Annotated in this window: 24 protein-coding genes and 1 pseudogene; 9 read left to right on the top strand and 16 right to left on the bottom strand. The window is 72.0% G+C overall.

The annotated features are described in order from the left end of the window. Positions 1-51: 51 nt before the first annotated feature. Complete coding sequence (gene purM, locus QEZ54_RS12590; RefSeq protein ID WP_281304739.1) at positions 52-1,197, top strand: phosphoribosylformylglycinamidine cyclo-ligase; 1,146 nt, start codon at positions 52-54, stop codon at positions 1,195-1,197. A 107-nt stretch (positions 1,198-1,304) separates the two neighbouring features. On the opposite strand, the gene QEZ54_RS12585 is transcribed toward purM, so the two are convergent. Further along, positions 1,305-2,177 (bottom strand): transketolase, encoded by an 873-nt coding sequence (locus QEZ54_RS12585; protein WP_281304738.1) that lies wholly within the window; start codon positions 2,175-2,177, stop codon positions 1,305-1,307. 3 nt (positions 2,178-2,180) lie between these two features. Then, the gene (locus tag QEZ54_RS12580; RefSeq protein WP_281304737.1) at positions 2,181-2,858 is read right to left on the bottom strand and encodes a transketolase; all 678 of its coding nucleotides are present in this window, start codon (positions 2,856-2,858) and stop codon (positions 2,181-2,183) included. A gap of 64 nt (positions 2,859-2,922) precedes the next feature. Between QEZ54_RS12580 and soxR the strand changes: the two genes are divergently transcribed. Together soxR and QEZ54_RS12570 are read left to right on the top strand one after the other, a co-directional pair. Continuing rightward, entirely contained in the window at positions 2,923-3,348 is a 426-nt protein-coding gene (gene soxR / locus QEZ54_RS12575) for a redox-sensitive transcriptional activator SoxR (protein ID WP_281304898.1), read from the top strand. A 75-nt stretch (positions 3,349-3,423) separates the two neighbouring features. Next, complete coding sequence (locus QEZ54_RS12570; RefSeq protein WP_281304736.1) at positions 3,424-4,104, top strand: transglycosylase domain-containing protein; 681 nt, start codon at positions 3,424-3,426, stop codon at positions 4,102-4,104. Positions 4,105-4,183: 79 nt separating this feature from the next. Here QEZ54_RS12570 and purL read toward each other — a convergent pair whose 3' ends face one another. The 4 genes from purL to QEZ54_RS12550 form a co-directional block, all read right to left on the bottom strand. Next, the gene (gene purL / locus QEZ54_RS12565) at positions 4,184-6,631 is read right to left on the bottom strand and encodes a phosphoribosylformylglycinamidine synthase subunit PurL (protein ID WP_281304735.1); all 2,448 of its coding nucleotides are present in this window, start codon (positions 6,629-6,631) and stop codon (positions 4,184-4,186) included. Then, a complete protein-coding gene (gene purQ, locus QEZ54_RS12560) occupies positions 6,628-7,311 on the bottom strand; it encodes a phosphoribosylformylglycinamidine synthase subunit PurQ (protein ID WP_281304734.1) in 684 nt (227 codons plus the stop codon). The genes purL and purQ overlap by 4 nt, the downstream gene beginning before the upstream one ends. After that, entirely contained in the window at positions 7,308-7,550 is a 243-nt protein-coding gene (purS, locus tag QEZ54_RS12555) for a phosphoribosylformylglycinamidine synthase subunit PurS (RefSeq protein ID WP_212834353.1), read from the bottom strand. The genes purQ and purS overlap by 4 nt, the downstream gene beginning before the upstream one ends. 204 nt (positions 7,551-7,754) lie before the next feature. Continuing rightward, positions 7,755-8,324: a TMEM165/GDT1 family protein gene (locus QEZ54_RS12550; RefSeq protein WP_281304733.1), complete on the bottom strand. Its 570-nt coding sequence runs from the start codon at positions 8,322-8,324 to the stop codon at positions 7,755-7,757. Between the two features lie 96 nt (positions 8,325-8,420). Between QEZ54_RS12550 and QEZ54_RS12545 the strand changes: the two genes are divergently transcribed. After that, the gene (locus QEZ54_RS12545) at positions 8,421-8,906 is read left to right on the top strand and encodes a TM2 domain-containing protein (protein ID WP_281304732.1); all 486 of its coding nucleotides are present in this window, start codon (positions 8,421-8,423) and stop codon (positions 8,904-8,906) included. 49 nt (positions 8,907-8,955) lie between these two features. Here QEZ54_RS12545 and purB read toward each other — a convergent pair whose 3' ends face one another. Together purB and QEZ54_RS12535 are read right to left on the bottom strand one after the other, a co-directional pair. Further along, positions 8,956-10,395: an adenylosuccinate lyase gene (gene purB / locus QEZ54_RS12540; RefSeq protein WP_281304731.1), complete on the bottom strand. Its 1,440-nt coding sequence runs from the start codon at positions 10,393-10,395 to the stop codon at positions 8,956-8,958. Between the two features lie 121 nt (positions 10,396-10,516). Then, complete coding sequence (locus QEZ54_RS12535) at positions 10,517-11,779, bottom strand: acetyl-CoA C-acetyltransferase (RefSeq protein WP_281304730.1); 1,263 nt, start codon at positions 11,777-11,779, stop codon at positions 10,517-10,519. A gap of 46 nt (positions 11,780-11,825) precedes the next feature. Between QEZ54_RS12535 and QEZ54_RS12530 the strand changes: the two genes are divergently transcribed. Both QEZ54_RS12530 and QEZ54_RS12525 read left to right on the top strand, forming a co-directional pair. Further along, positions 11,826-13,124, top strand: coding sequence for a 3-oxoacyl-ACP reductase (locus QEZ54_RS12530; RefSeq protein WP_281304729.1), 1,299 nt, complete (start codon positions 11,826-11,828; stop codon positions 13,122-13,124). 1 nt (position 13,125) lies between these two features. After that, positions 13,126-13,935 carry a MaoC/PaaZ C-terminal domain-containing protein gene (locus QEZ54_RS12525; protein WP_281304728.1) on the top strand — a complete coding sequence of 270 codons (810 nt, stop codon included), beginning with the start codon at positions 13,126-13,128 and terminating at the stop codon, positions 13,933-13,935. Between the two features lie 89 nt (positions 13,936-14,024). Here QEZ54_RS12525 and tadA read toward each other — a convergent pair whose 3' ends face one another. The 5 genes from tadA to QEZ54_RS12500 form a co-directional block, all read right to left on the bottom strand. After that, complete coding sequence (gene tadA / locus QEZ54_RS12520) at positions 14,025-14,522, bottom strand: tRNA adenosine(34) deaminase TadA (protein ID WP_281304727.1); 498 nt, start codon at positions 14,520-14,522, stop codon at positions 14,025-14,027. Next, positions 14,519-15,031 carry a tRNA adenosine deaminase-associated protein gene (locus tag QEZ54_RS12515; RefSeq protein WP_281304726.1) on the bottom strand — a complete coding sequence of 171 codons (513 nt, stop codon included), beginning with the start codon at positions 15,029-15,031 and terminating at the stop codon, positions 14,519-14,521. Before QEZ54_RS12515 ends, tadA begins: the two co-directional genes overlap by 4 nt. A gap of 121 nt (positions 15,032-15,152) precedes the next feature. After that, positions 15,153-15,362, bottom strand: coding sequence for a hypothetical protein (locus QEZ54_RS12510; RefSeq protein WP_281304725.1), 210 nt, complete (start codon positions 15,360-15,362; stop codon positions 15,153-15,155). A 133-nt stretch (positions 15,363-15,495) separates the two neighbouring features. Next, complete coding sequence (locus tag QEZ54_RS12505) at positions 15,496-15,759, bottom strand: hypothetical protein (RefSeq protein WP_281304724.1); 264 nt, start codon at positions 15,757-15,759, stop codon at positions 15,496-15,498. A gap of 41 nt (positions 15,760-15,800) precedes the next feature. Then, positions 15,801-16,796: a prephenate dehydrogenase/arogenate dehydrogenase family protein gene (locus QEZ54_RS12500; RefSeq protein WP_281304723.1), complete on the bottom strand. Its 996-nt coding sequence runs from the start codon at positions 16,794-16,796 to the stop codon at positions 15,801-15,803. Between the two features lie 95 nt (positions 16,797-16,891). Here QEZ54_RS12500 and QEZ54_RS12495 point away from each other — a divergent pair, with 95 nt between their 5' ends. Continuing rightward, positions 16,892-18,046, top strand: a complete 1,155-nt coding sequence (locus QEZ54_RS12495; protein WP_281304722.1) for a hypothetical protein — start codon at positions 16,892-16,894, stop codon at positions 18,044-18,046. 47 nt (positions 18,047-18,093) lie between these two features. Here QEZ54_RS12495 and QEZ54_RS12490 read toward each other — a convergent pair whose 3' ends face one another. Further along, positions 18,094-19,044, bottom strand: coding sequence for a hypothetical protein (locus QEZ54_RS12490; protein ID WP_281304721.1), 951 nt, complete (start codon positions 19,042-19,044; stop codon positions 18,094-18,096). Between the two features lie 138 nt (positions 19,045-19,182). On the opposite strand from QEZ54_RS12490, the pseudogene QEZ54_RS12485 reads away from it, so the two are divergent. Beyond that, positions 19,183-19,959: pseudogene (locus QEZ54_RS12485) on the top strand (PHP domain-containing protein); the annotation flags it as partial. A 276-nt stretch (positions 19,960-20,235) separates the two neighbouring features. Here QEZ54_RS12485 and QEZ54_RS12480 read toward each other — a convergent pair. After that, positions 20,236-21,147: a DMT family transporter gene (locus QEZ54_RS12480; protein ID WP_281304720.1), complete on the bottom strand. Its 912-nt coding sequence runs from the start codon at positions 21,145-21,147 to the stop codon at positions 20,236-20,238. Positions 21,148-21,324: 177 nt separating this feature from the next. On the opposite strand from QEZ54_RS12480, the gene QEZ54_RS12475 reads away from it, so the two are divergent. After that, positions 21,325-22,995 carry a DUF885 domain-containing protein gene (locus tag QEZ54_RS12475; RefSeq protein WP_281304719.1) on the top strand — a complete coding sequence of 557 codons (1,671 nt, stop codon included), beginning with the start codon at positions 21,325-21,327 and terminating at the stop codon, positions 22,993-22,995. A 61-nt stretch (positions 22,996-23,056) separates the two neighbouring features. Here QEZ54_RS12475 and QEZ54_RS12470 read toward each other — a convergent pair whose 3' ends face one another. Beyond that, on the bottom strand, positions 23,057-23,623 hold the full coding sequence (locus QEZ54_RS12470; RefSeq protein ID WP_281304718.1) for a hypothetical protein: 567 nt from the start codon (positions 23,621-23,623) through the stop codon (positions 23,057-23,059). Positions 23,624-23,634 lie beyond the last annotated feature (11 nt).

Below are 23,634 nucleotides of genomic sequence, written 5' to 3'. Positions count from 1 at the left end.
CCGCGCGCGTCGACGCGCGCGGTGCCGCGGCAACAAAGGGGAGAGAAGACCGTGACGCACGTGACCGAGCGCCCAGTCTCCGGGCAGGGCTCCGACGGGGACCGTCAGCTCTGGACGGCAGCCAGCAGCAGCAACCGCCGACGCACGGGCTCGTCGTACGCCGACGCGGGCGTGTCGATCGACGCCGGTGACCGCGCGGTCGAGCTGCTCAAGGACAAGGTGCAGCGCACCCACCGGCCCGAGGTGCTGGGCGGCCTGGGCGGCTTCTCCGGTCTGTTCAAGCTGGACACCTCCAAGTACCGCAATCCGGTGCTGGCCTCCTCGACCGACGGCGTCGGTACGAAGCTCGCCATCGCGCAGCAGATGAACATCCACGACACGGTCGGCATCGACCTGGTCGCGATGGTCGTCGACGACCTGGTCGCCTGTGGCGCGGAGCCGCTGTTCCTGCTCGACTACATCGCCTGCGGCGAGGTCGTGCCGGACCGGATCGCCGAGATCGGCGCCGGTATCGCCGACGGCTGCCGCTACGCGGGCTGCGCGCTGCTGGGCGGCGAGACGGCCGAGCACCCCGGCCTGATGCGCCCGGACGAGTACGACCTCTCCGCCAACGGCGTCGGCGTAGTCGAGGAGGACCAGATCCTCGGCCCCGACCGGGTCCAGCTCGGCGACGTGGTGATCGCGATGCGCTCGTCCGGCCTGCACTCCAACGGCTACTCGCTGGTGCGGCACGTGCTGCTGGGCCAGGCGCGGCTCAAGCTCGACAGCGTCATCGAGGACCTGGGCGACCAGCGGACCCTCGGTGAGGAGCTGCTCACCCCCACCAAGATCTACGCCAAGGACTGCCTGAGCCTGATCGCCGAGTGCGACGTCCGCGCGTTCGCGCACGTCACTGGCGGCGGCATCCCCGGCAACCTGAACCGGGTGCTGCCCAAGAACATGGACGCCACCTGCGACCGGTCCTCGTGGGCGCCGCAGCCGATCTTCGACCTGATCCAGCGCAAGGGCCGGATCGAGGGCCACGACATGGAGTCGACGTTCAACATGGGCGTCGGCATGTTCACAGTGGTCTCGCCCGAGGACGCCGACCGCGCGATGGCCCTGCTCACCGGCCGCGGCGTCGAGTGCTGGCAGGTCGGCGAGGTCATCGAGGGCTCCGGCGTGGTCCAGATGCACGGCTCGTACACCCGCGGCTAGTTCCGCTGCGACCAGCAGCCCCGGTCCTCGCGGACCGGGGCTGCTTCGCGTTAGGAAGGGGCCCTTCTACTTCGCAAAGCGATAAGAAGGGGCCCTTCCTTTCCGCGCTAAGCCCAGGCGGCGACGGCCGCGCGCAGCGCGGCAGGGTCGAGGCCGTGCCAGCGCGCGTGGTCGGCCGGGCTGCCGTACGCGTGCAGATCCCGCCGCCCCACACCCAGGCTGAGCAGCCGGTGCGGCCGGTCGGCCAGCGCGGCGCTGACGACGTGCGCCGACGTCCCCGCCAGATACGGCTCGACGAGCACCACTTCGCCGGTCGCGGCCAGGGCGCGCAGCCCGTTCGTGTCGAACGGCCGGACGGTGTGCGTGTACGCCACAGTCACGTCGAGCCCCGCGGTGGCCGCGAGCACCGGCGCGAGCATCGGCCCGACCGCGACGACCAGCGGCCCGCCGCCCCGGCGCACCGGCCGCAGCAGCTCCGCCTCGGCGTACGCGATGTCGTTGACCTGGGTGGACAGGCGCAGGTAAACCGGGTCGTCGGTGGCGGCGGCGGCGCGCAGCAGCGGTCCGACCTCGCCGGGGTGCCCGGGTACGCGCACGGTCCAGCCGGGCAGCGTGTCGATCAGTGACACGTCCATCGGCGACATGTGCGTGTAGCCCATCTCCGCCCCGTCGTAGGAGGCGCCGACGCTGACCAGCACCGCTCCGACACCCTGGTGGCCCAGGTCGAGCTTGATCTGCTCGTACGCCCGGTCGACGACGAAGGTGGCGTAGCTGTGCGCGACCGGCCGCAGCCCGGTCAGGGCGAGCCCGCCCGCGATGCCGATCATGAGCTGCTCGCGGATGCCGACGTTGAGCACCCGGTCGGGGTGGGCGCGCCGCATCGGCTCGAACGCGGCCGCCGAGATGTCGGCCAGCACCAGCGCCGTACGCGGGTCTTCGTTCAGCAGGTCGGTCATGGTGTCGGTGAATGCCTGGCGCATCTCTCAGCTCCCCTTCGGCTCGACCCGGGCGACGACCGCGTGCGGTCGGCGGGGGCGGGCGGCCCGCAGGCCGGCGTGGATGGCGTCGTGGTCGCGGCCGTCGACGGTCACCGCCGACCAGCCGTGCACCTGGAACCGCGAGGCTATGCCGCCGGGCCAGCCCAGCGAGGCGGAGTCGTTGTCGACGACGACGGCGGTGACCGCGTCCAGGCCGGTCGCCCCGGCGTACGCGATGGCCTCGTGGTTGCTGCCCTCGTCGAGTTCGGCGTCGCCGAGCAGGACGTAGACGCGCGGGTCGAGGCGGCCCTGGGCGCGCAGGCCGAGTGCGGTGCCGACGCCGAGCCCGAGGCCGTGGCCGAGTGAGCCGGAGCTGATCTCGACGCCGGGCACGCGCAGCCGGTCCGGGTGGTGCCCGAGCGGGCTGTCCGGCCCGGCCAGATCGTCGAGCCACTCGTGCGGAACGAACCCCTTGGCGGCCAGTACTGCGTAATATGCGGCCGGGCCGTGGCCCTTGGAGAGCAGGAAGCGGTCCCGGTCGGGGTCGTCCGGTCGCGCCGGGTCGACCCGCAGCACCCGGTCGTAGAGCACCCAGATCACGTCCAGGGTCGAGAACGCGCTCGGCGCGTGCTTCTCGTCCCCCGTCAGCCGCTTGAGCAGCGGTTCGACATCAGCAACAGCCATACGAGTAGAGTGCAAGTTAAAGTGCACTTGAACTCAAGGGCGGTACGGGGTGCCTTCGACTGTGATGCTGACCATCGGCGAGCTGTCCGCCCGCAGCGGCGTCGCCCCCTCGGCGCTGCGCTTCTACGAGCAGCGCGGCCTGATCCACTCCGTGCGCACCGGCGGCAACCAGCGCCGGTACGAGCGCAGCGAGCTGCGCCGGGTCTCCTTCATCCGGATCGCGCAGCAGGTGGGCGTGTCGCTGGAGCGCATCAGCACCGCCCTGGCCGACCTGCCCGAGGGCCGCACCCCGACCAAGGCCGACTGGGCCCGGCTGTCGGCGCACTGGCGTACCGAACTGGACGGCAAGATCGCCCTGCTGGAGCGGCTGCGGGACACCCTGGACGGCTGCATCGGCTGCGGCTGCCTGTCGCTGCAGAGCTGCAAGCTGCACAACCCCGGCGACGTCCGGTCCGGTGAGGGCCCCGGACCCCGCGCCCTGCTGCGTTGACGCCGGTCACGGGGCCGATCGGATTCGTCCATATCGCTGAGATCGGGACGTGACGGCTGCCCGTACCGTGGCGTAGTGACCGATATCGAGCTGGAGCAACCACCTCTGCCCCGGCGCTACGTCAAGCGCCGGGCGATCGCGGGCGGCCTGCTGGGGGTGCTGGCGCTGACCGGTGCGGGTGCCGTCGCGGCCAGCTTCTACTACGACTCCGTGCCCGTCCCGCACCTGGAGGACTTCCGGCCGGCGAATCCGCAGGTGAACATAGCGCTGATGTCGCCCCAGGCACGGCTGGCGTTCGTCGCCGCGGTCGACGGGGACTTCTACGAGCAGCGCTCGCCGCTGCACGCCTCGCCGATCACGCTCGGCTGCCTCGCGGCGATGATCCGCGACCGCTCGGTGGACTCCGACGGCAGCTGGCGCGGGCGCATCATGGCCGACAAGCTGGAGGCGCGGTACAGCCGCAACGAGATCCTGGGCTGCTATCTGAACTCGGCCGAGTTCGCACCCGGCGTGGTCGGCGTGGCGTCGGCGGTGCACGACCTCACCGACCATGAGCCGGCGACGCTGACCACGGCGGAGGCGGTGCTGCTGGCCGGGCGCCTGTCGCCGCTGGGCGGGGCGGCGATCGGCGAGCAGGAGGCGGCCCAGCGCAAGGGCGAGATCGTGCAGCGCATGGTCCAGCACGGCTGGCTGACCGACGCCGAGGCCCACGCGCTGGGGTTCTTCAACCCCGACCCGACCGGCCGCCCCGCCTGAAACGGAACACGGGCCACACCTCATCGGGTGTACGTACACCCCATGCGGTGTGGCCCGGGTCCTCGAACCACTCGCGGGATCAGCGCCCCTCGGTGTCCTCCTCGGCCACCGCGGCGGGCGGCTCCTCGGCCACCGCGTCCGCGGTGCCCAACTCGGCCGACATGATCTCGACGGTCTCGATCGCCACGGCGGCGGGCGCCGCGTACGGCGCGGGCTGCTCGGTCGCGCCGCCGAAGAGCTTCGGCAGCGTGCCGGAGAACGCTGCGCGCAGCTCGGCCAGCGGAATCGAGAACTGCCCCGTGTGCGCGTCGGCGGCGACCACGGTCAGGTCGGCGCCCTCGCCCTCGACCAGGCCCAGCTCGGTCACCGGCAGCTCGTGCTCGGCGATCAGCGCCTCGAACGCCTGGCGGTGCCCGGCCGGCACGGCCACCAGCACCCGGCCCGCCGACTCGCTGAACAGCGCCGTGAACGCCTCCAGCTGCTCGGGCAGGTGCACGCTGGCGCCGAAGCCCTTGCGCAGGGTCGACTCGACCAGCGCCTGGGCCAGACCGCCGTCGGACAGGTCGTGCGCGGACCGGACCAGGCCGGACTGCGCCGCCTGCGCCATGAACGCACCGATCGCCTGCTCCCGCGCCAGGTCCACCTTCGGCGGGCGACCGCCCAGGTGCTGGTGCGTGACCCAGGCCCACTCGGAACCGGACAGCTCCAGGCGGGTCTCGCCGATCAGGAACAGCACGTCGCCGGTGTGGCTGAAGCCCATCGGGATGCGCTGCGCGACGTTGTCGAACACGCCGAGCACGCCCACCACCGGGGTCGGGTGGATCGCCACCGCGCCGGTCTGGTTGTAGAAGCTGACGTTGCCGCCCGTGACCGGGATGCCCAGCTCCTGGCAGCCGTCGGCGATGCCGCGCACGGCCTCGGCGAACTGCCACATGACGGCCGGGTCCTCCGGCGAGCCGAAGTTGAGGCAGTCGGTGACGGCGACCGGGTCCGCGCCGGTGACGGCCACGTTGCGGTACGCCTCGGCCAGCGCCAGCTTCGCGCCCTCGTACGGGTCGAGGCGGGCGAAGCGGGAGTTGCAGTCGAGCGCCAGCGCGACGCCCAGGCCGGTCTCCTCGTCGAGGCGGACCACGCCGGAGTCCTCCGGCTGGGCCAGCACGGTGTTGCCGAGCACGTAGCGGTCGTACTGCTCGGTGATCCAGGACCGGTCGCACAGGTTCGGCGAGGCGGCCATGCGCAGCACCGTCTCGCGCAGCTCGTGGTCGTGGTGCGGGCGCGGCAGGGTCTCGGCCCGGTCGGCCTGCAGCAGGATCAGGTCGGCGGGCTCGCGCAGCGGGCGGGCGTACACCGGGCCGTCGTCGGCCAGGCTGCCCGGCGGCACGTCCACCACGGTCTCGCCGTGCCAGGTGATGCGCACGCGGCCGCTGTCGGTGACGACGCCGATCGGGGTCGCGATGACGCCCCACAGCTGGGCGATGCCGAGCACCGCGTCGAGCTTGGCCGGCTCGACGATGAACAGCATCCGCTCCTGCGACTCGCTGGCCAGGATCTCGTGCGGCTCCATCGAAGCCTCACGCAGGTGCACCTTCTCCAGCTGCACGTCCATGCCGGTGCCCGCCGCGGCGGCGGTCTCGGTCAGGGCGCAGGTCAGGCCCGCGCCGCCGAGGTCCTGCACGCCGACGATCAGGTTGGCCTGGTACAGCTCCAGGCACGACTCGATCAGCAGCTTCTCGGTGAACGGGTCGCCGACCTGGACGGCGGGCCGCCGCGCCTGCGACGCCTCGTCGAAGGTCGCGCTGGCCAGCACCGACACGCCGCCGATGCCGTCGCGGCCGGTCTTGGCGCCCATCAGCACCACGATGTTGCCGGGGCCGTCGGCCTCCTTGCGCTGCAGGCCGTCGACCGGCAGCACCCCCAGGCTCAGCGCGTTGACCAGCGGGTTGCCCTGGTAGCACTCGTCGAAGACGACCTCGCCGCCGATGTTGGGCAGGCCCAGGCAGTTGCCGTAGCCGCCGACGCCGCCGACGACGCCCGGCAGCACCCGCTGGGTGTCCGGGTGGTCGGCCGCGCCGAAGCGCAGCGAGTCCATCACCAGGATCGGGCGGGCGCCCATGGCGAGGATGTCGCGCACGATGCCGCCGACGCCGGTGGCCGCACCCTGGTACGGCTCGACGAAGGAGGGGTGGTTGTGCGACTCCACCTTGAAGGTGACCGCGATGCGGTCGTTGATCGCGATCACGCCCGCGTTCTCACCCATGCCGGCCAGCAGCCGGTCCGACGGCGGGGCCTTCTCGCCGAACTGCCGCAGGTGCACCTTGCTCGACTTGTACGAGCAGTGCTCGCTCCACATGATCGAGTACATGGCGAGCTCGGACTGGGTCGGGCGGCGGCCCAGGATCTGCCGGATGCGCTGGTACTCGTCGTCCTTGAGCCCCAGCTCCAGGTACGGCTGCAGCTCGTCGGGCGTGACCTCGGCCAGGCGCACCGTGTCGACGGCGGCCACGGTCTGGTCGAGCATCTCGGTCATGCGGGCACCCCCACGCCGGCCAGGTGCTTGAGCACCGAGGAGAAGAATCCGAGGCCGTCCAGCGACGGGCCGGTCAGCGCTTCGACGGCGTGCTCCGGATGGGGCATGATGCCCAGCACGTTGCCGGCCGTGTTGCGGACGGCCGCGATGTCGCGGGTCGAGCCGTTCGGGTTGCCCTGGATGTAGCGCGCGACGATCTGGCCGTTGGCCTCCAGCTCGTCCAGCGTGCGCTGGTCGGCGACGTAGCAGCCCTCACCGTTCTTCACCGGGATCAGGATCTCCTGGCCCGGGGTGAAGTGGTTGGTCCACGCGGTGTCGCTGTTCTCGATGCGCAGCCACTGGTCCCGGTTGCGGAAGTGCAGGTGCTGGTTGCGGGTCAGCGCGCCGGGCAGCAGGTGGGCCTCACACAGGATCTGGAAGCCGTTGCAGATGCCCATGACCGGCATGCCGTCGCGGGCGGCCGCGGAGATCGTCTCCATCACCGGGGCGAACCGGGCGATGGCGCCGCAGCGCAGGTAGTCACCGTAGGAGAAGCCGCCCGGGAGCACCACGGCGTCGACGCCGTGCAGGTCCGGGTCGGCGTGCCAGAGCCGAACCACCTCGGCACCGGCGATGCGTGCGGCGCGCGCCGCGTCCCCGTCGTCCAGCGAACCGGGGAAGGTCACCACACCGATCTTCATACCGCTTCGACGACCCTGATCTCGTAGTCCTCGATCACCGGGTTGGCCAGCAGCTTGTCCGCGATCTCGCGGGCACGCTCCAGGTCCACCTCACCGGCGAAGTCGATCTCGACACGTCGACCGATCCGCACCGAGGCGACGTCGTTGACGCCAAGTCGGGGCAGCGCGTTCGCGACAGCCTGCCCCTGCGGGTCGAGGATCTCGGGCTTTAGCATGACGTCCACCACGACGCGAGCCACGGGGAAACTCCTGACTATTTCGGTGACACACACGGCGTCGCAGGCAATGGCCCTATTCCGACGCCGCAATTCGCACGGTGTCGCAGGCTGCACCTGACTCCGACGCGGTAGTCTGCCTGTCCGCCACGGGCACCCACAGATTACCGGTCGTCGGATCCACGACGAATTCCGGGCACCCGCAATGACCTCACGTTTTCACTCACGTCACAGCGCTGAGACCAAGGTCACGACGGCGAGAACGGCGCAGACCGAGGCGCCGATGTAACGGATGACGGCCAGCCGCACCCGTTTCAGCAACCAGCGGCCGAGCAGCACCGCCAGGCCCGAGACGGCCGCCAGCCCCGCCCAGCCGCCCAGGAACGTGGGCAGCGCCGGGTTGCCCCGGGCGACCAGGCCCGCGATGAGGAACTGGGACAGATCGCCCCACTCGGCCGTGAACAGCACCAGGAAGCTCGCCACCGCCGCCCGCCAGCCCCGCTTGGGCTCGACGACCTTCGCGCCGAACTCCTCCTCCTGCGCCTTCTCCTCGGCGTCGGCGTTGCGCGCGCCGCGGGCCAGGACCACCGCCCCGACCAGGAACAGCGCGGCCGCGACGAACTGCACCGGCCGCGTCGGCAGCTTCGTCAGCAGGGCCCCGGCCAGCACCGCGATCACACACTGCACCCCGAACGCCGCCACCACCCCCAGCCAGGTGGGCAGCGGCGGGTAGCGGGTGCTCAGCACCAGCGTCGCCACGAAGGTCTTGTCCGGCAGCTCGACCGGGAAGATGGCCACGAATGCCACTAAAAGTGCGGTAAGGAACTCCACAGGCCGATCTTCTCAGCCATACGGGTGGAGGCGCGGCTGGAGCGAGCTCGATACGGTCAGCACATGACGTATCCGCCACCTCAGCCGGACCCGTACCAGCCGACCCCGTACCACCAGGAACCGGCTCAAGCAGACCCGTACCAGCCGACCCCGCACCAGCTCGAGGCGTACCAGCCCGACCCCTACCAGCCGTACGCCATCGCCCCGGCCTCGGTGGGGGGCTACGCGACCTCGGGCTACCCGGGCGGACCGGGGGTCTCCGACAAGAGCAAGGTCGCCGCGGGCCTGCTCCAGCTGCTGCCCGGCTTCTTCATGGGCCTGGGCGGGATCGGCCGCCTCTACGCCGGGCACAACACCATCGGCATCCTGCAGATCTGCGCGTCGGTCGTCGGCTGGATCTCGTTCTGGTGCGGGATCTTCCTGAACATCTTCGTGCTGTTCATCCCGTTCCTGATCTATGGCGCCATCTGGCTGTGGTTCGTCATCGACGGCATCATCATGCTCGCGGGCAACCCGGTCGACGGCCAGGGCCGTCCCCTGCGGCCCTGACGGCACCGGTCCGCGCCTGCCGCGACGGCGGGCGCGGACCGCGGGTTCGTCAGAGGATCGCGCCCGGCACGTACGCCGCGGCCGCCGGGTGCTGTGCCGCGATCTTCTCCACCTGCGCCACCACGGCTGCCACCTGCGCCGACGCCGCGCCCACGAAGGCGGCCCGGTCGGCGGTCAGCGCGTCGATCTCGGCCCGGCTCAGGCCCAGCCGCACGTCGGCGGCGAGCCGCTCGAACAGGTCGTTGTCGGCCTGGCCCCGTTCGCGCATGGCCAGCGCCACGCCCACCGCGTGCTCCTTGATCGCCTCGTGCGCGGTCTCCCGGCCGACGCCCTTCTTGACCGCGCCGACCAGCACCTTCGTGGTGGCCAGGAACGGCAGGTAGCGGTCCAGCTCCCGGTTGATCACGGCCGGGTACGCGCCGAACTCGTCGAGCACGGTCAGGAACGTCTGGAACAGGCCGTCCAGGGCGAAGAACGCGTCCGGCAGGGCCACCCGGCGCACCACCGAGCAGGAGACGTCGCCCTCGTTCCACTGGTCGCCGGCCAGTTCACCGGCCATACCCACATACCCCCGCACGATCACGGCCAGGCCGTTGATCCGCTCGCTGGAGCGCGTGTTCATCTTGTGCGGCATCGCCGACGAGCCGACCTGGCCCGCCTTGAAGCCCTCGGTGGCCAGCTCCTGGCCCACCATCAGCCGGATCGTCGTAGCCAGGCTCGACGGCGCCGCCGCCGCCTGCGCCAGCGCGCTGAGCACGTCGAAGTCGAGCGAGCGCGGGTAGACCTGGCCCACGCTGTCCAGCACCCGCTGGAAGCCCAGGTGCCCGGCGACGCGGCGCTCCAGCTCGGCGACCTTGGCGGCGTCGCCGTCGAACAGGTCGAGCTGGTCGGCGGCGGTGCCGACCGGGCCCTTGATGCCGCGCAGGGGGTAGCGGGCGATCAGCTCCTCGATGCGCTCGTACGCGATGAGCAGCTCCTGCGCCGCCGAGGCGAACCGCTTGCCCAGCGTGGTGGCCTGCGCCGCGACATTGTGCGAGCGGCCGGTCATGATCAACGCGTCGTACTCGGTCGCGCGGGCGGCCAGGCGGGTCAGCGCCGACACCATCCGGTCGCGGACCAGCAGCAGCGAGTCGCGGATCTGCAGCTGCTCGACGTTCTCGGTGAGGTCGCGCGAGGTCATTCCCTTGTGGATGTGCTCGTGCCCGGCCAGCTCGCTGAACTCCTCGATGCGGGCCTTCACGTCATGGCGGGTGACCCGCTCGCGGGCGGCGATCGAGTCCAGGTCGACGGTGTCCAGCACCCGCTCGTACGACTCGATCACGCCGTCGGGCAGCGCGATGCCGAGGTCGCGCTGGGCCCGCAGCACCGCCAGCCACAGGCGCCGCTCGGCGCGCACCTTCTCCTCGGGCGACCACAGCGAGACCAGTTCAGCAGAGGCGTATCGGGTGGCAAGAACGTTCGGCACCTGGGGCTTCGTCACGTACCTCATTCTCGCACGCACGCTAGATCATCGAAGTTGCCGGGCGATCAGGCTTATCTCGCACCGTCATACCCCCGATTGCCCGGCAACTTGCGCGATCTTGGCCCACGGCCCGGCCCGGGGGCGGGGGTCAGCGTTCGAGGACGGCTGCTACGCCCTGGCCGCCGGCGGCGCAGATGGAGATGAGGGCGCGGCCGCCGCCGCGCTGGGCGAGCAGCTTCGCGGCCGTGGCGACGATGCGGCCGCCGGTGGCGGCGAACGGGTGGCCGGCCGCCAGCGACGAGCCGTTGACGTTGAGCTTGGCGCGGTCGACGGCGCCGAGGCCGTTGGCCTCCCAGGCGGCGAGGGTGGCCAGGACCTGCGAGGCGAACGCCTCGTGGATCTCGTACAGGTCGAAGTCCTGCAGTTTCAGGCCGAGGCGGCCCAGCAGCTGGGGCACGGCGTAGACCGGGGCCATGAGCAGGCCCTCCGGCTCGGGATCGCCGTGCACGAAGTCGACGGCGGCGGTCTGCGCGGTGACGAAGTGCGCCAGCACCGGCAGGTTGCGCTCGCGGGCCCACTCCTCGGTGCCGAGCAGCACGACCGCCGCGCCGTCGGTGAGCGGGGTGGAGTTGCCGGCGGTCATGGTCGGGTTGGCGCCGCGCAGGCCGTACACGGGCTTGAGGGTGCCGAGCTTCTCCAGGGAACTGTCCGGCCGCAGGTTCTGGTCGCGGGTGAGGCCGAGGTACGGCGTGAGCAGGTCGTCGAAGAAGCCCGCCTCGTACGCGGCGGCCAGCTTGCGGTGTGAGTCCAGCGCCAGCTCGTCCTGGTCGGCCCGGCTGATCTGCCACCGCTCGGCGGTGAGCGCGGCGTGCTCGCCCATCGACAGCCCGGTACGCGGCTCGGAGTTGCGCGGGATCTCCGGCTGGAACGGCTGCAGCGGCCGCAGCATCATCGCCGCCTTCAACCGCTCGCCGGTGGTACGCGCGTTGTTGAGCCGCAGCAGCACCCGCCGGAACTGCTCGTTGAGCGCCAGCGGCGCGTCGGAGGTGGTGTCGACGCCGCCGCCGATCCCCGACTCCAGCTGCCCCAGCGCGATCTTGTTGGCGATGTACGTGATCGCCTGCAGCCCCGTCCCGCAGGCCTGCTGCAGGTCGACGGCGGGCGTAGCCGGGTCGAGGCCCGTGCCCAGCACCGATTCGCGGGTCAGGTTGAAGTCGCGTGAGTGCTTGAGCACCGCGCCCGCGGCGACCTCGCCGACCCGCTGCCCGGCCAGCCCGAACCGGGCGATCAGCCCGTCCAGCGCCGCGGTGAGCATGTCCTGGTTGGAGGCCTTGGCGTAGCGGCTGTTGGAGCGGGCGAACGGGATGCGGTTACCGCCGATGACGGCTACCCGGCGCACCTGATCAGTCACAACAGCCTCCTGGTGTCTAACCTTACTCGCGAGTAAGGTCTACCGCATGAGCGATCGTTACACAAGCTTCGCAAGGTCAGGCGCGGGTCGGGCGATAGTCAAGCGGCTCGGCCTGCCGAATCCGCCGAAGCTGCCGCGGTTCAAGGCCGGGGACGCGCTCATCCCCGGACCGGTGCTGGTCGGCCCGTCCGACGGCCCGCGCGCCGAGGGCCTGGGCAAGCTGCTCGGCGCCGCCGAGGCGGAGAAGTACCACGGCCTCGTCTTCGACGCGACCGGCATCACCTCCCCGGCCGGCCTGCAGGCGCTGTACGACTTCTTCCACCCGGTCGCGCGCAGCCTCACCCCCGCCGGGCGGGTCATCGTGCTCGGGCTGCCGCCGCAGCTGCTCACCGACCCGGCGCGCGCCGCCGCGCAGCAGGCCCTCGACGGGTTCGTGCGCAGCGTCGGCAAGGAGTTCGGCCGCGGCACCACCGCCCAGCTGGTCCGGGTGCACCCGGCCGCCGACACCGCCGCGCTGCGCGCGACGCTGGAGTTCCTGCTGTCGGCCAAGTCGGCGTACGTGAGCGGGCAGACGGTGACCGTGGACGCCACCCCGGCCCCGGTCGGCGGTGACCTCACCGGGAAGATCGCCCTGGTCACGGGTGCCGCGCGGGGCATCGGCGCCGCGATGGCCCGGGTGCTGGCCCGCGACGGCGCGCACGTGGTCTGCCTGGACGTGCCCGCGGCGGGCGAGGACCTGGCCAAGGTCGCCAACGAGGTGCGCGGTGAGGCGTACCAGCTGGACCTGACCGGGGCCGACGCGGCGCGCAAGCTCGCCGACCACCTGCGCGAGCGGCACGGCCGGATCGACGTCGTGGTGCACAACGCGGGCATCACCCGGGACAAGACGCTGGCGAACATGGACCGCACCCGCTGGGACAGCGTGCTGCGGGTCAACCTGATCGCGCCCACGCACGTCACCGACGTGCTGCTGGCCGAGGGGCTCATCCCGGCGGGCGGGCGGATCGTCGGCGTCGCCTCGATCGCGGGCGTGGCCGGCAACCGGGGCCAGACCAACTACGCCGCCAGCAAGGCCGGGGTCATCGGGTGGGTACGGGCGCTGGCCCCGGCCCTCGCCGAGCAGGGCATCACCGTCAACGCCGTCGCACCGGGCTTCATCGAGACCGCGATGACCGCGAAGATGCCGATGGTGATCCGCGAGGCCGGACGGCGCATGAACAGCCTTTCCCAGGGCGGCCTGCCGGTCGACGTCGCCGAGACGGTCGCCTGGTTCGCCGCGCCCGGCTCCGCGAACGTCACCGGCAACGTGGTCCGCGTCTGCGGCCAGTCGCTGCTGGGGGCCTGACATGCCGAGCATGCTGCGCGCCGCGCTGTCGCTGGCACCGTTCCCGCGCCCGAGCACGCTGCCCGAGGACACCGTCGGCGCCTCGGTCTCGGTCGACCGCGACCACCTGGCCCGCTACCAGCGGGTGTGCGGGTTCCGGCTGGGCGACGAGCTGCCGCTGACATACCCGCACGTGCTCGGCTTCCCGCTGCAGCTCGACCTGATGACCCGGCGCGACTTCCCGTTCCCGGTGGTCGGCGGGGTGCACGTGGCCAACCGGATCGAGCAGACCCGGCCGCTGACCGCCGACGACCGGCTCGACCTCACGGTGCACGCCGCCGACCTGCGTGAACACCCCCGCGGCAGGCAGTACGACGTGATCACGACGGCGTCCGTGGACGGCGTGGAGGTCTGGCGGGACGTGTCGACGTACCTGCGGCGCGGGCCGTCGGACGGGGCGGCCCGGGAGGCGAGGCCGCCGCGCGAGGACGGATCGGTGGCGGCGCCGCACGCGGTATGGCGGGTGCCGGCGTCGATCGGCGGGGCGTACGCGGCCGTGTCCGGGGACCACAACCCGATCCACACGTCGTGGCTGGGGGCGAAGGTGTTCGGGTTCCCCCGGCCGATCGCGCACGGGATGTGGAGCAAGGCGCGCTGCCTGGCCGCGCTGGCGGGGCGCCTGCCGCAGGCGTACGCCGCGGAAGTCTCCTTCAAGCTCCCGATCCTGCTCCCGGCCACGGTCGGCTTCACCTACACCGGCCGCGCCTTCACCCTCCGCGACGCGAAGTCCGCCAAGCCCTACCTCGCGGGCACCATCACCCCGCGCACCTGAGGACGGCGCCGGCGCGCCCGCGCCTCGCATAGACGCTGGCCCATTGCGTCGGATTTTCGAAGATCATCTTCAACGTCATAGGCCAACGTCTATTGAAGACGGCGCTGGACCGGCGGCGAAGCAAGGCCGCGGTCCGGGGTGAAGAAGGAGCGGAGGAGGGTGGCGGACTCGTCGGCCAGTACGCCGGAGTAGACCTCGGGGCGGTGGTTGAGGCGCCGGTCGCGCAGCACGTCCCAGAGCGATCCGGCGGCGCCGGTCTTCGGCTCCCAGGCGCCGAACACCACCGTGGCGATGCGGGCGAGCACGATCGCCCCCGCGCACATGGTGCACGGCTCCAGCGTCACGACCAGGGTGCAGCCGTCCAGGCGCCACTCGCCCCGGCGCGCGGCGGCCGCGCGCAGCGCCAGGATCTCGGCGTGCGCGGTCGGATCGTGGGCCGCCTCGCGTTCGTTGCGGCCGATCGCCAGCTCGGTGCCGTCCGGCGCGTAGACCACCGCGCCGACCGGCACGTCGGCGGTATCGGCGCAGCCTGCGGCGACCTCCAGGGCACGCCGCATCCACGCCTCGTGCCCGGCCCGGGCGATCAAGACTCGCGCAGCTCCTCGACCTCGTCCCCGCAGCCGATCGCCTGGCAGACCTCGGCGGTCACGTCGGCGGGCATCAGCCCGTCGGTCGCGCACAGGGCCAGCAGCTTGTGCGCGGAGACGCCCAGGTCGGCAAGCAGGTCGGCGTCGCCGACCGGGTCGGCGACGGGGTCGGCGGCAGGGCGGTCGTCATCGTCGGCGTCGCCCGAGCCGCTCTCCTCGATCTCCACCACCGGCGTCTCGACCTCGCCGAGCAGCAGCTTCCCGAGGCGGGACTCGTCGGCGAACGCGGAGTCGGAGCCGAAGATGCGCAGGTCCTCGCCCTCGTCCAACCGCATGATCACCAGGTATGCGTCGTCGGACTCGACGAACATCAGGTGCACGGCCGCGTTGGGCTCGGCCTCGCGGAGCAGGTCCGCGACCTCGTCCACATCGGCGGCGTCGTGCAGATCGAGTTCACTGGCGGCCCATCCGGACCGGCCGCGGACCACCGCGGCGGCGAAATACGACACGGTCCCCCCAAATGGTGTCGATATGTGCATCAGCCGAGTCACCCGACCTCGGCGAGGCTGTCGTCAGCTGGCGGCGGAGCCGGCCGAGGGCCGTCGACGGCCCTGTTCTGACAACGACCAGTCAGCCCGCCAGTCGCCGACGCATCGCGATCAGCTCGCGGACCCGGTCGGCCGAGGCTTTCGGCATCCGGCCGCGGGCCGCGCCGGACGGAATCCGGCGCCCGGTCGACGGCAGCACCCGCTCGCGCGCCGCTCCGCCTCCGGACAGCGCGGCGAGCAGCTGTAGCCGACGGCGGCTACGGTCGGGGTCGAGCTGCTGCAGCGTCCACATACAGGCGAGCGTGCCGCGCGAGTGTGACCTCCGTCAAGTCCGCCAACGCGGTTGCTCCACGACACACCGTGACCTGTGCATCTCAGGCCCGTGCCGCCGTCGGCGCCGTAGCGAGGTCTTAACGAAAGCTCACTCAGAGTGGCCAGGCGCCGCGGCGGATCCACTCGAAGACCACGGACAGCGCCGCCGCCGTCCAGCCGACGCCGACCGCGGCGGCCACGCCGACCGCCACGCCCCGATCACCGAACCTGAGCAGGGCGTACGAGACCAGCCAGGCGGCCATCCCGGCCGCCACCGTCCAGCCCACGTATCCGCTGATGGTGATCCCGAACAGGCCGAACGCCAGCAGCCACACCCCGGTGGCCAGCGCGCCGACGACCACGGCCCACGGCCGCACGGGATGGGGCTCACGCAGGACAGGGCGCGTCCGAGGCTGGGTCACGCCCCTTCAACCGGCAGAAACGCCGTCACGGTACGGCGATCGGCCGCCACCGCGGTGATCCAGCCCCCGGCCTGCCCCAGCCGCAGCAGGGTCTCCGCCCGCACCGGCAGCTGCTCGGGCCGACCGGGCGCGGGCGGCCACGCCGTACGGGCCGAGTGGCCCTCCAGCGCCCAGTCACGTACCGCCCGGAACGGGTCGCGGGCCTCCATCGCCTTGGCCGCCTCGTCCAGCCGCCGCTGCACGTCGGCCAGCGCGTGCTGCACCGCCTCGGTGTTGCCGCTGCACATCGCCGCGGTCAGCTCCGGCGGCGCCCCCGCCACCCGGCTGCCGTCCCGGAACGAGCCCGCGCCCAGCGTCAGCGCCAGCGGATCGGTCGCCGCGGCGGCGGCCAGCGCCAGCGCCAGCAGGTGCGGCACGTGGCTGATCACGGCCACGGCGCGGTCGTGCTCGGCGCTGGTCGAGGGCACCACCCGGGCGCCGAGCTCGGTGAGCAGCCCGGCCAGGGTCAGCCAGTCGTCCACCGCCGACGCCTCGTCCAGGCACAGCACCCAGGCGCAGCCGGTGAACAGGGCCGGGTCGGCCGCGGCGAAGCCGGACGTCTCCCGGCCCGCCATCGGGTGGCCGCCGACGAACCCGGCGAGCGGGTTCGCGGCCATGCGCAGCCGCCGCGCCACCGCCTCCCGTACCGGGCCCTTCACCGAGGTCACGTCCGTGATCAGGCCGTGGAAGCCGCTGGCGACCAGCGCGTCCAGCACGTCGTCCAGCGCGGGCAGCGGCACGGCGAGCACCACCAGGTCGGCGTCGGCCGCCGCGTCGCGGATCGTCGCGGTGACCTGCCACCGCTGGTCGGCGGGCACCCGGGCCGCCGCGGTACGCGCGGTGGCCCGCACGGCCGGGTCGGCGTCGAAACCGAGCACGTGGTGCCCGGCGGCGGCCAGGGCCCGCAGCAGCGACCCGCCGATGAGACCGAGTCCGATGACGGCGATGTTCACGTGGGCAGCCTGCCACACCGCGCAGCCAGCGTCGGCCCGGTGCCTGCCTCGTTGGGCATGACGTGCTCAAACGCCCTACTTTGCGTAGTATCGCGGTGACGGCAGTGCTCGGCGCACTGCTCGCCCCGCTCACCGGCGCGGCCACACTCGCCGCCCCGGTCAACCCCAAGCCCAGCCCGTCGGTGACCTTCAACGGGGAGGTTCACGCCACCACCTACTGGGGCGACACCATCTACGTCGGCGGCGACTTCACCGCCGCGACGGTCGGCGGCAGCACCGTCAGCCGGTCGCGGGTCGCGGCGGTCAACGCCCGCACGGGCGCCCTGCTGCCGTGGAACCCCAAGGTCGACGGCATGGTCCGGGCCATCGCCACCGACAGCGACGGCGTGTACCTGGCCGGGGACTTCCAGTCCGTCAACGGGTCCAGCCGGGACAGCCTCGCCAAGGTCAACCACTCCGGCGTGCTGCAGTCCACCTTCAAACACAGCATCTCCAGCGGCCGGCCGTACGACGTCTCCGTCGGCGGCGGACGGCTCTACCTCGGCGGCTCCTTCGCCGTGGTGGACGGGCACACCCGGCGCGGAGTGGCGGCCTTCGACCTGAACACCGGGGCGCTCGACCTGAACTGGAACCCGAAGCTCAACGACGTCGTGCGCGCCGTGCTGTACACACCCGGCCGGGTCTACCTCGGCGGCAAGTTCAGCTCGGTCAACGGCCTGCGCGGCACCGCGAAGATGGCCGCGCTCGACCCGGCTACCGGCGCGGTCGACCTCGGCTTCTGGTCGCACATCAGCGCGATGGTGCACGACATCACGGTCAGCGGCAGCAGCGTCTACGCCGGGATCGACGGCACCGGCGGCCGCGCCAGCGCCATGGACACCGCCGGTAACGTCCGCTGGACCGTGACCACCGACGGCGACGTACAGGCGATCGCGGTGCTCGACGACGTGGTCTACCTCGGCGGCCACTACGACAACGTGTGCCGCAGCGCCGCGACCGGGCCCAAGGGCGTCTGCATCGACGGGTCCATCCGGCGGGTCAAGCTGGCCGCGGTCAGCGCGGGGAGCGGGAACCTGCTCGACTGGACCGCCAACGGCAACGGCTCGGTCGGGGTCATCGCGCTGCGGGCCAGCGAGCAGCTGGGGCAGGTCGTCGCCGGTGGCGCGTACACGGCGGTGAACGGCAGCACCCAGCGGCGGTTCGCCCTGTTCAACCTGGTGTCCCCGCAGGGGCTGGGCATCAGCTGGTAGCGGTACGTGAAACGGTCGCCGAGCCCGGTGGGCCCGGCGACCGTTCGCTATTTGATGTACTGCTGCAGGGTCGTGGCGATCAGGCCGACCACGATCGGCGACAGCACCACCAGCGCCGCCTTGAGCTCACCGATGGTCGTCTGGTCCAGCCCGAGCATCTTCTCCAGCTTCGCCTTGTTCTCGGCGGCGTCGACCAGCTCGGCGGCGGGCACGTCGGCCAGCGAGAAGTGCTCGGCCATGAACAGCGCGCCGCGGCGGCGCAGCATCGCCGCCGTCGGGGTGTACATGGTGCCCACCACGAACGAGGCCACGACGCCGGAGAAGAGCACCACGCCGGTGTCGAGCTTGGCCCCGAAGCCGGTCGCGGCCGCGTTCACGCCCATCACCAGCAGCACCAGGATGCCGAGCTGGCTGAGCATGCGGGTGCACATCGTGCGCAGCCGCAGCAGCGCGTCGAGCTGCTGCCCCGGGGTGCCCGCCAACCGGAACGACGCCACCTGCTTCACCGCCGCCAGGGTCGCCGCCGAGCTGAGGCCGCCGCCGATCGCCACCGCCGACAGGCCGATGCCGCGCTCGGTGAGGTTGTTCGTGCCGGGGGTGCCCGGCACCAGCACCGGCGTCAGCGCCACCAGCGTGCAGGCGATCACCAGCACGGTCAGCACCGACAGCCACACCCGCCAGCGCACCACCCGGTGCAGCCGGACCACCTCCGCCCACCGGGACAGCCCGAAGCCGAACGCCTCCCCGGCCGCGGCGCCGAGCAGCGCCGCCAGCAGCAGGAACACCATCGTGTGGTCATCGCTGGTAGCCGCGATGGCACCCGCACCGGCGGCGCCGACCACCATGGCGAGCAGCCGGAAGTCGCCCACGGTCAGCGTCTCGGACTGCTCCGGTGCGCTGTAGTCGACCGTGGCGGCGACCGCCGACGCCTCCGTCGGGGCGGCCGTACGCTGCTGGATCACTCGATACTCTCCCGTCGGCATGGGTTCAACCGGCATGTCTTCCTCCCCATGCCGCGCCGACCACCGCGCGGCCTGCGGACACTACCGCGCCGCCGGAGACACCGACAATCCTCCAATGTGGGCCGCGACCAGCGCCAGCCCCGCGGCCTGGGCTAACCTGCACCGGTGGAGGAGCTGCGGGCGGCGCTGAAGGGCGACTGCCACGTGCACACCGACTGGTCCGACGGCGCCGATCCGATCGAGGCGATGGTGGCGGCCGCGGCCGCGCTCGGCCACGACTACGTGGTGCTGACCGACCACTCGCCCCGGCTGACCATCGCCAACGGGCTGACCCCGCAGCGGCTGGCCCGCCAGCTCGACGCCGTGGCCGCGGTGAACGCCGCCCTGGCGGGCACCGGCTTCCGGGTGCTCACCGGGATCGAGGTGGACATCCTGCCCGACGGCTCACTGGACCAGGAGGCCGAACTCCTGGCGCGGCTCGACGTCGTGGTCGGCTCGGTGCACAGCGAGCTGAAGCTGGACCGTGCCAGGATGACCCGCCGCATGCTGCGCGCCCTGGCCGACCCGAACCTCGACATCCTGGGCCACTGCACCGGACGCAAGCTGCCCGTGGTCACCGACGCCCGGCACTCCGGCGGCCGGGCGACACCGCGCCGCCGCGCCCCGAGCAGCTTCGACGCCGACGCGGTGTTCGCCGCCGCCGCCGTACACGGCAAGGCCATCGAGATCAACTGCCGCCCGGACCGCCTCGACCCGCCGTCGAACCTGCTGCGCAAGGCCGCCCAGGTCGACGGCCTCCGCTTCGCCGTCAACACCGACGCCCACGCGACGGCCCAGCTCGACTGGCTACCCAACGGCTGCGCCCGCGCCACCGCCGCCGGCATCACGCCCGACCGCGTCGTCAACACGCTCCCTGCCGACGCCCTACTCGCCTGGACCCGCTCCCGCTGACCCTTGCCCGGCGGGTGCACGCAGGTCGCGATCTTCAGCGACTGCTGTTGCAGTTGACCGCTGTCAGCGGGCAAAACCGCAGCTTCGGTCCCTGACGCGCGCAGCGAAATGACCACTAGTGGCGATCTTGGCACCGATTCGACCCGTGATCGTTGTCCCAGGTCATCAACTCGACCTGGAACTGAGAAAGCGACCCCAAACCGCGATCATCGAGGCCCTGGCCCGCTGTGTGGGGTCAGCTCAGGCACGTGGCCTGCTGCCGCGGGTCACGAACGATCACGAACGGGATACGCCGGGGGCGGGTCGGCGGGCGCGGAGAGCGGAGAAGGCGCCCTGGGCGATGGCGACGCCGAGCAGGACGATGAGGGCGCCGACGGGCTGGTTCCAGTGCAGGGACTCGTCCAGTACGACGATGCCGAGCAGCGTGGCGACCACCGGCACCAGGTACGTCACGTACGCGGCGGTGGAGGCGCCCTTGGTGGAGATGACCCGCATGTTCAGCGCGAACGCGATGCCGCTGCCGAACACGCCCAGCGCCGCCACCGCGCCGATGGCCTGCCAGGACAGGTCGGCCGGCGCTGTCGGGGCGCCCGAGATCAGCAGGGCGGCGAGCACCGAGGCGACCGAGGCGACGATGGTCTGTGCGGCGGCCAGCGACACGCCCGAGGCGGTGCCCCGCCCGGTGACGAAGCGCTTCAGGTACGGGATGGACACGCCGTAGCACATCGCCGCCGCGCCGCACATGAGCTGCCCCACCAGCGAGGACGAGCCGTCGGAGTGCCAGAAGCCGAGCACCGTCAGCACACCGGCGAAGCCGAGTCCGAGCCCGACCGCGGCCCGGGTGGTGAACTTCTCGGTGCGGAACACCAGCACCGCGAAGGGGAGCACCCACAGTGCGGTGGTGGCGTTCCAGATACCCGCCACGAGGCTGTCGACCCGCTCCTCGCCGTACCCGAACAGGGTGAACGGCAGCGCGACGCCCACCACGCCCGGGACCAGCATGTGCGCCCACAGCCCGCGGTCGCGCGGCAGCCGCGCCCCGGTGACCAGCATGATCGCGAGCAGGGTCAGCGCGCCGATGGTGATGCGGCCGGCCGCCACCCAGGTCGGGTGCAGTTCGGCGACGCCCATCTTGATGAAGATGAAGCTGGAGCCCCAGATCACGGCGTTGGCCGCGAACGCCGGCACCCAGGCAGAGGCAGCAGTGGCCGACGTCGAAGTGTCAGGAGCGATGGCGGTGTTCACCCCTGACACACTGCCAGAGATCGGCGCACCGTCGCCAGCGGGTTACGGACGCCGTACCGCGAATTCCCGCCACGCCTAACTCGCCTGCGACAGCGCGGCCCCGTCGGCTAGGTTCCTCCCATGGGACGTGTTGATGACCTGGCCGAGCGGTATGTGGACGAGTGGGCGCCGCTGAGCCCCACGGGCGCCACCTACGTCGGTATCAGCGGATATGACGACAAGCTGGATGACCTCTCCCTCGACGGGTTCGCGGCACAGGCCGACCTCGACCGGCGCACCCTGACGGAGCTGAACGCGCTCGAACCGCAGGACCAGCGCGAGTTCGTGGCCAAGGAGGCGATGGTCGAGCGGCTGGGCCTGGCCCTCGCGCGCTACGACGCCGGCGAGGTGACCAGCGACATCAATGTCATCGCCAGCGCCCTGCACAGCATGCGCGGCGTGCTGGACCTGATGCCGACCGAGGGCGAGGAGGCGGCGTCGGACATCGCCAAGCGGCTCGCGGGCTTCCCGCACGCCCTGGCGCAGTACCGGCAGACCCTGCTGGCCGACGCGAAGGCCGGGCGGGTCAGCGCGCGCAAGCAGCTCATCGAGGTCGCCGGGCAGTGCGACGTGTGGACCAGCGCCACCGGGGACGACTTCTACCTGGGGCTCGCGGGCCGGATCGAGGCCACGGGCGCGCTGCGTACCGAACTCGACCGCAGCGCGGCCGCCGCCAACGAGGCCACCGCCGCCTTCGGCCGGTTCCTGCGCGAGGAGCTGGCGCCCTACGGCCGGGAGAAGGAGGCGGCCGGGCGCGAGCGCTACGAGCTGGCCTCGCAGTTCTTCCTCGGCGCGAAGGTCGACCTGGACGAGACGTACGCGTGGGGCTTCGAGGAGCTGCACCGGCTGGAGAACGAGATGCGCGGGGTGTCGGCGCGCATCGTCGGGCCGGGTGCCTCGATCGACGAGGCCGTGGCGAAGCTGGACCAGGACCCCAGGTACCTGATCCAGGGCAAGGAGAAGTTCCGCGAGTGGATGCAGCAGCTGGCGGAGAAGGCCGTCTCCGACCTCAACGGCACCCACTTCGACATCCCGGAGGCGATCCAGCGCATCGAGTGCCGCATCGCCCCGACCAGCGACGGCGGCATCTACTACACCGGCCCGAGCGAGGACTTCACGCGCCCCGGCCGGATGTGGTGGGCGGTGCCCGCGGGCGTGGACGAGTTCTCCACCTGGCGTGAGGTGACCACGGTCTACCACGAGGGCGCGCCCGGCCACCACCTGCAGGTGGGCCAGGCCGTCTACAACGCGGAGAAGCTCAACCGCTGGCAGCGGCTGCTGTGCTGGTGCTCCGGCCACGGCGAGGGCTGGGCGCTGTACTCCGAGCGGCTCATGGACGACCTGGGCTACCTGGCCGACCCGGCCGACAAGCTCGGCATGCTCGACGGGCAGGCGTTCCGCGCCGCGCGCGTCATCGTCGACATCGGCATGCACCTGGAGCTGGAGATCCCGCGCGACAACCCGTTCGGGTTCCACCCGGGCGAGCGCTGGACGCCCGAGCTGGGCTGGGAGTTCCTGCGCGCGCACTGCCGCATCGGGGACGAGCAGCTGCGGTTCGAGCTGAACCGGTACCTGGGCTGGCCGGGGCAGGCGCCGTCGTACAAGGTCGGCGAGCGGATCTGGCTGCAGGCGCGGGATGACGCGAGGGCGCGCAAGGGTGCGGCGTTCGACCTGCGGCAGTTCCACTCCGACGCGCTCGATCTGGGCGCCCTCGGCCTGGACCCCCTCCGCAAGGCCCTCGCCCGCCTCTGACCCGGGATAAGGAAGGGCCCCTTATTATCGGAATCCGATGTAAAAGGGGCCCTTCCTAACGTCACTTCGTGGCGGTGATCGAGGTCGCCGTGAGGGTGTCGTTCTGGGTGGTGCCCTGGATGGTGACCTGGGTGCCGGCCTTCAGCTTGGTCAGGTCGACCTTGGTGGCGTTCTGCACCGTGGTGGTGCCGCTGGTCTTGATGGTGACGATCTGGCCGTCGGCGGTCTCCACGTACACCGTGCTCCCGTCGATCAGCTTGATCTTCCCGGTGACCGAGCTGCCCGCCGCCTGCCCGTTCCCGGTGCCGGTCTGGCCGCCGTTCTGCCCCGCGCCCGGGAACCCGCCGGGCAGGCCCTGCCCGGTGAACCCGCCCCGGGCCCCCGCCCGGTTGGCTCCGGCTCCGCCGGCCGATGCGGCCGACCCGGCCGAGGTGCCGAAGTGCTGCTGCACCTGTACGCCGGCCAGGAAGCCGCCGCACATCAGCACCAGCCCGAGCAGTGCCCCGGTGCCGCGGGTGAGCAGCGGCCCGCGCCTGGCCCGGGCCAGGCCGACCATCAGGTCGTCCATCGGCTCGGTCCGCCCGTCCACCGGCTCCGTCCGCGCTTCGTCGCGGATCGCGTGCTTCATCTCAGGTGCTC

Origin of the sequence: Catellatospora sp. KI3, from assembly GCF_029948125.1 — a bacterium.
Taxonomy (GTDB): domain Bacteria; phylum Actinomycetota; class Actinomycetes; order Mycobacteriales; family Micromonosporaceae; genus Catellatospora.
This window is presented reverse-complemented; position numbering and strand designations above follow the sequence as displayed.

Coding starts and splice junctions, on each gene's coding strand:
- QEZ54_RS12525 (WP_281304728.1), top strand. CDS start 13,126: ATGCCGAGCATGCTGCGCGCCGCGCTGTCGCTGGCACCGTTCCCGCGC.
- purL (WP_281304735.1), bottom strand. CDS start 6,631: ATGACCGAGATGCTCGACCAGACCGTGGCCGCCGTCGACACGGTGCGC.
- QEZ54_RS12545 (WP_281304732.1), top strand. CDS start 8,421: ATGACGTATCCGCCACCTCAGCCGGACCCGTACCAGCCGACCCCGTAC.
- purB (WP_281304731.1), bottom strand. CDS start 10,395: ATGAGGTACGTGACGAAGCCCCAGGTGCCGAACGTTCTTGCCACCCGA.
- QEZ54_RS12585 (WP_281304738.1), bottom strand. CDS start 2,177: ATGCGCCAGGCATTCACCGACACCATGACCGACCTGCTGAACGAAGAC.
- soxR (WP_281304898.1), top strand. CDS start 2,923: ATGCTGACCATCGGCGAGCTGTCCGCCCGCAGCGGCGTCGCCCCCTCG.
- QEZ54_RS12530 (WP_281304729.1), top strand. CDS start 11,826: ATGAGCGATCGTTACACAAGCTTCGCAAGGTCAGGCGCGGGTCGGGCG.
- purQ (WP_281304734.1), bottom strand. CDS start 7,311: ATGAAGATCGGTGTGGTGACCTTCCCCGGTTCGCTGGACGACGGGGAC.
- QEZ54_RS12475 (WP_281304719.1), top strand. CDS start 21,325: ATGGGACGTGTTGATGACCTGGCCGAGCGGTATGTGGACGAGTGGGCG.
- QEZ54_RS12580 (WP_281304737.1), bottom strand. CDS start 2,858: ATGGCTGTTGCTGATGTCGAACCGCTGCTCAAGCGGCTGACGGGGGAC.
- QEZ54_RS12470 (WP_281304718.1), bottom strand. CDS start 23,623: ATGAAGCACGCGATCCGCGACGAAGCGCGGACGGAGCCGGTGGACGGG.
- QEZ54_RS12490 (WP_281304721.1), bottom strand. CDS start 19,044: ATGCCGGTTGAACCCATGCCGACGGGAGAGTATCGAGTGATCCAGCAG.
- QEZ54_RS12510 (WP_281304725.1), bottom strand. CDS start 15,362: ATGTGGACGCTGCAGCAGCTCGACCCCGACCGTAGCCGCCGTCGGCTA.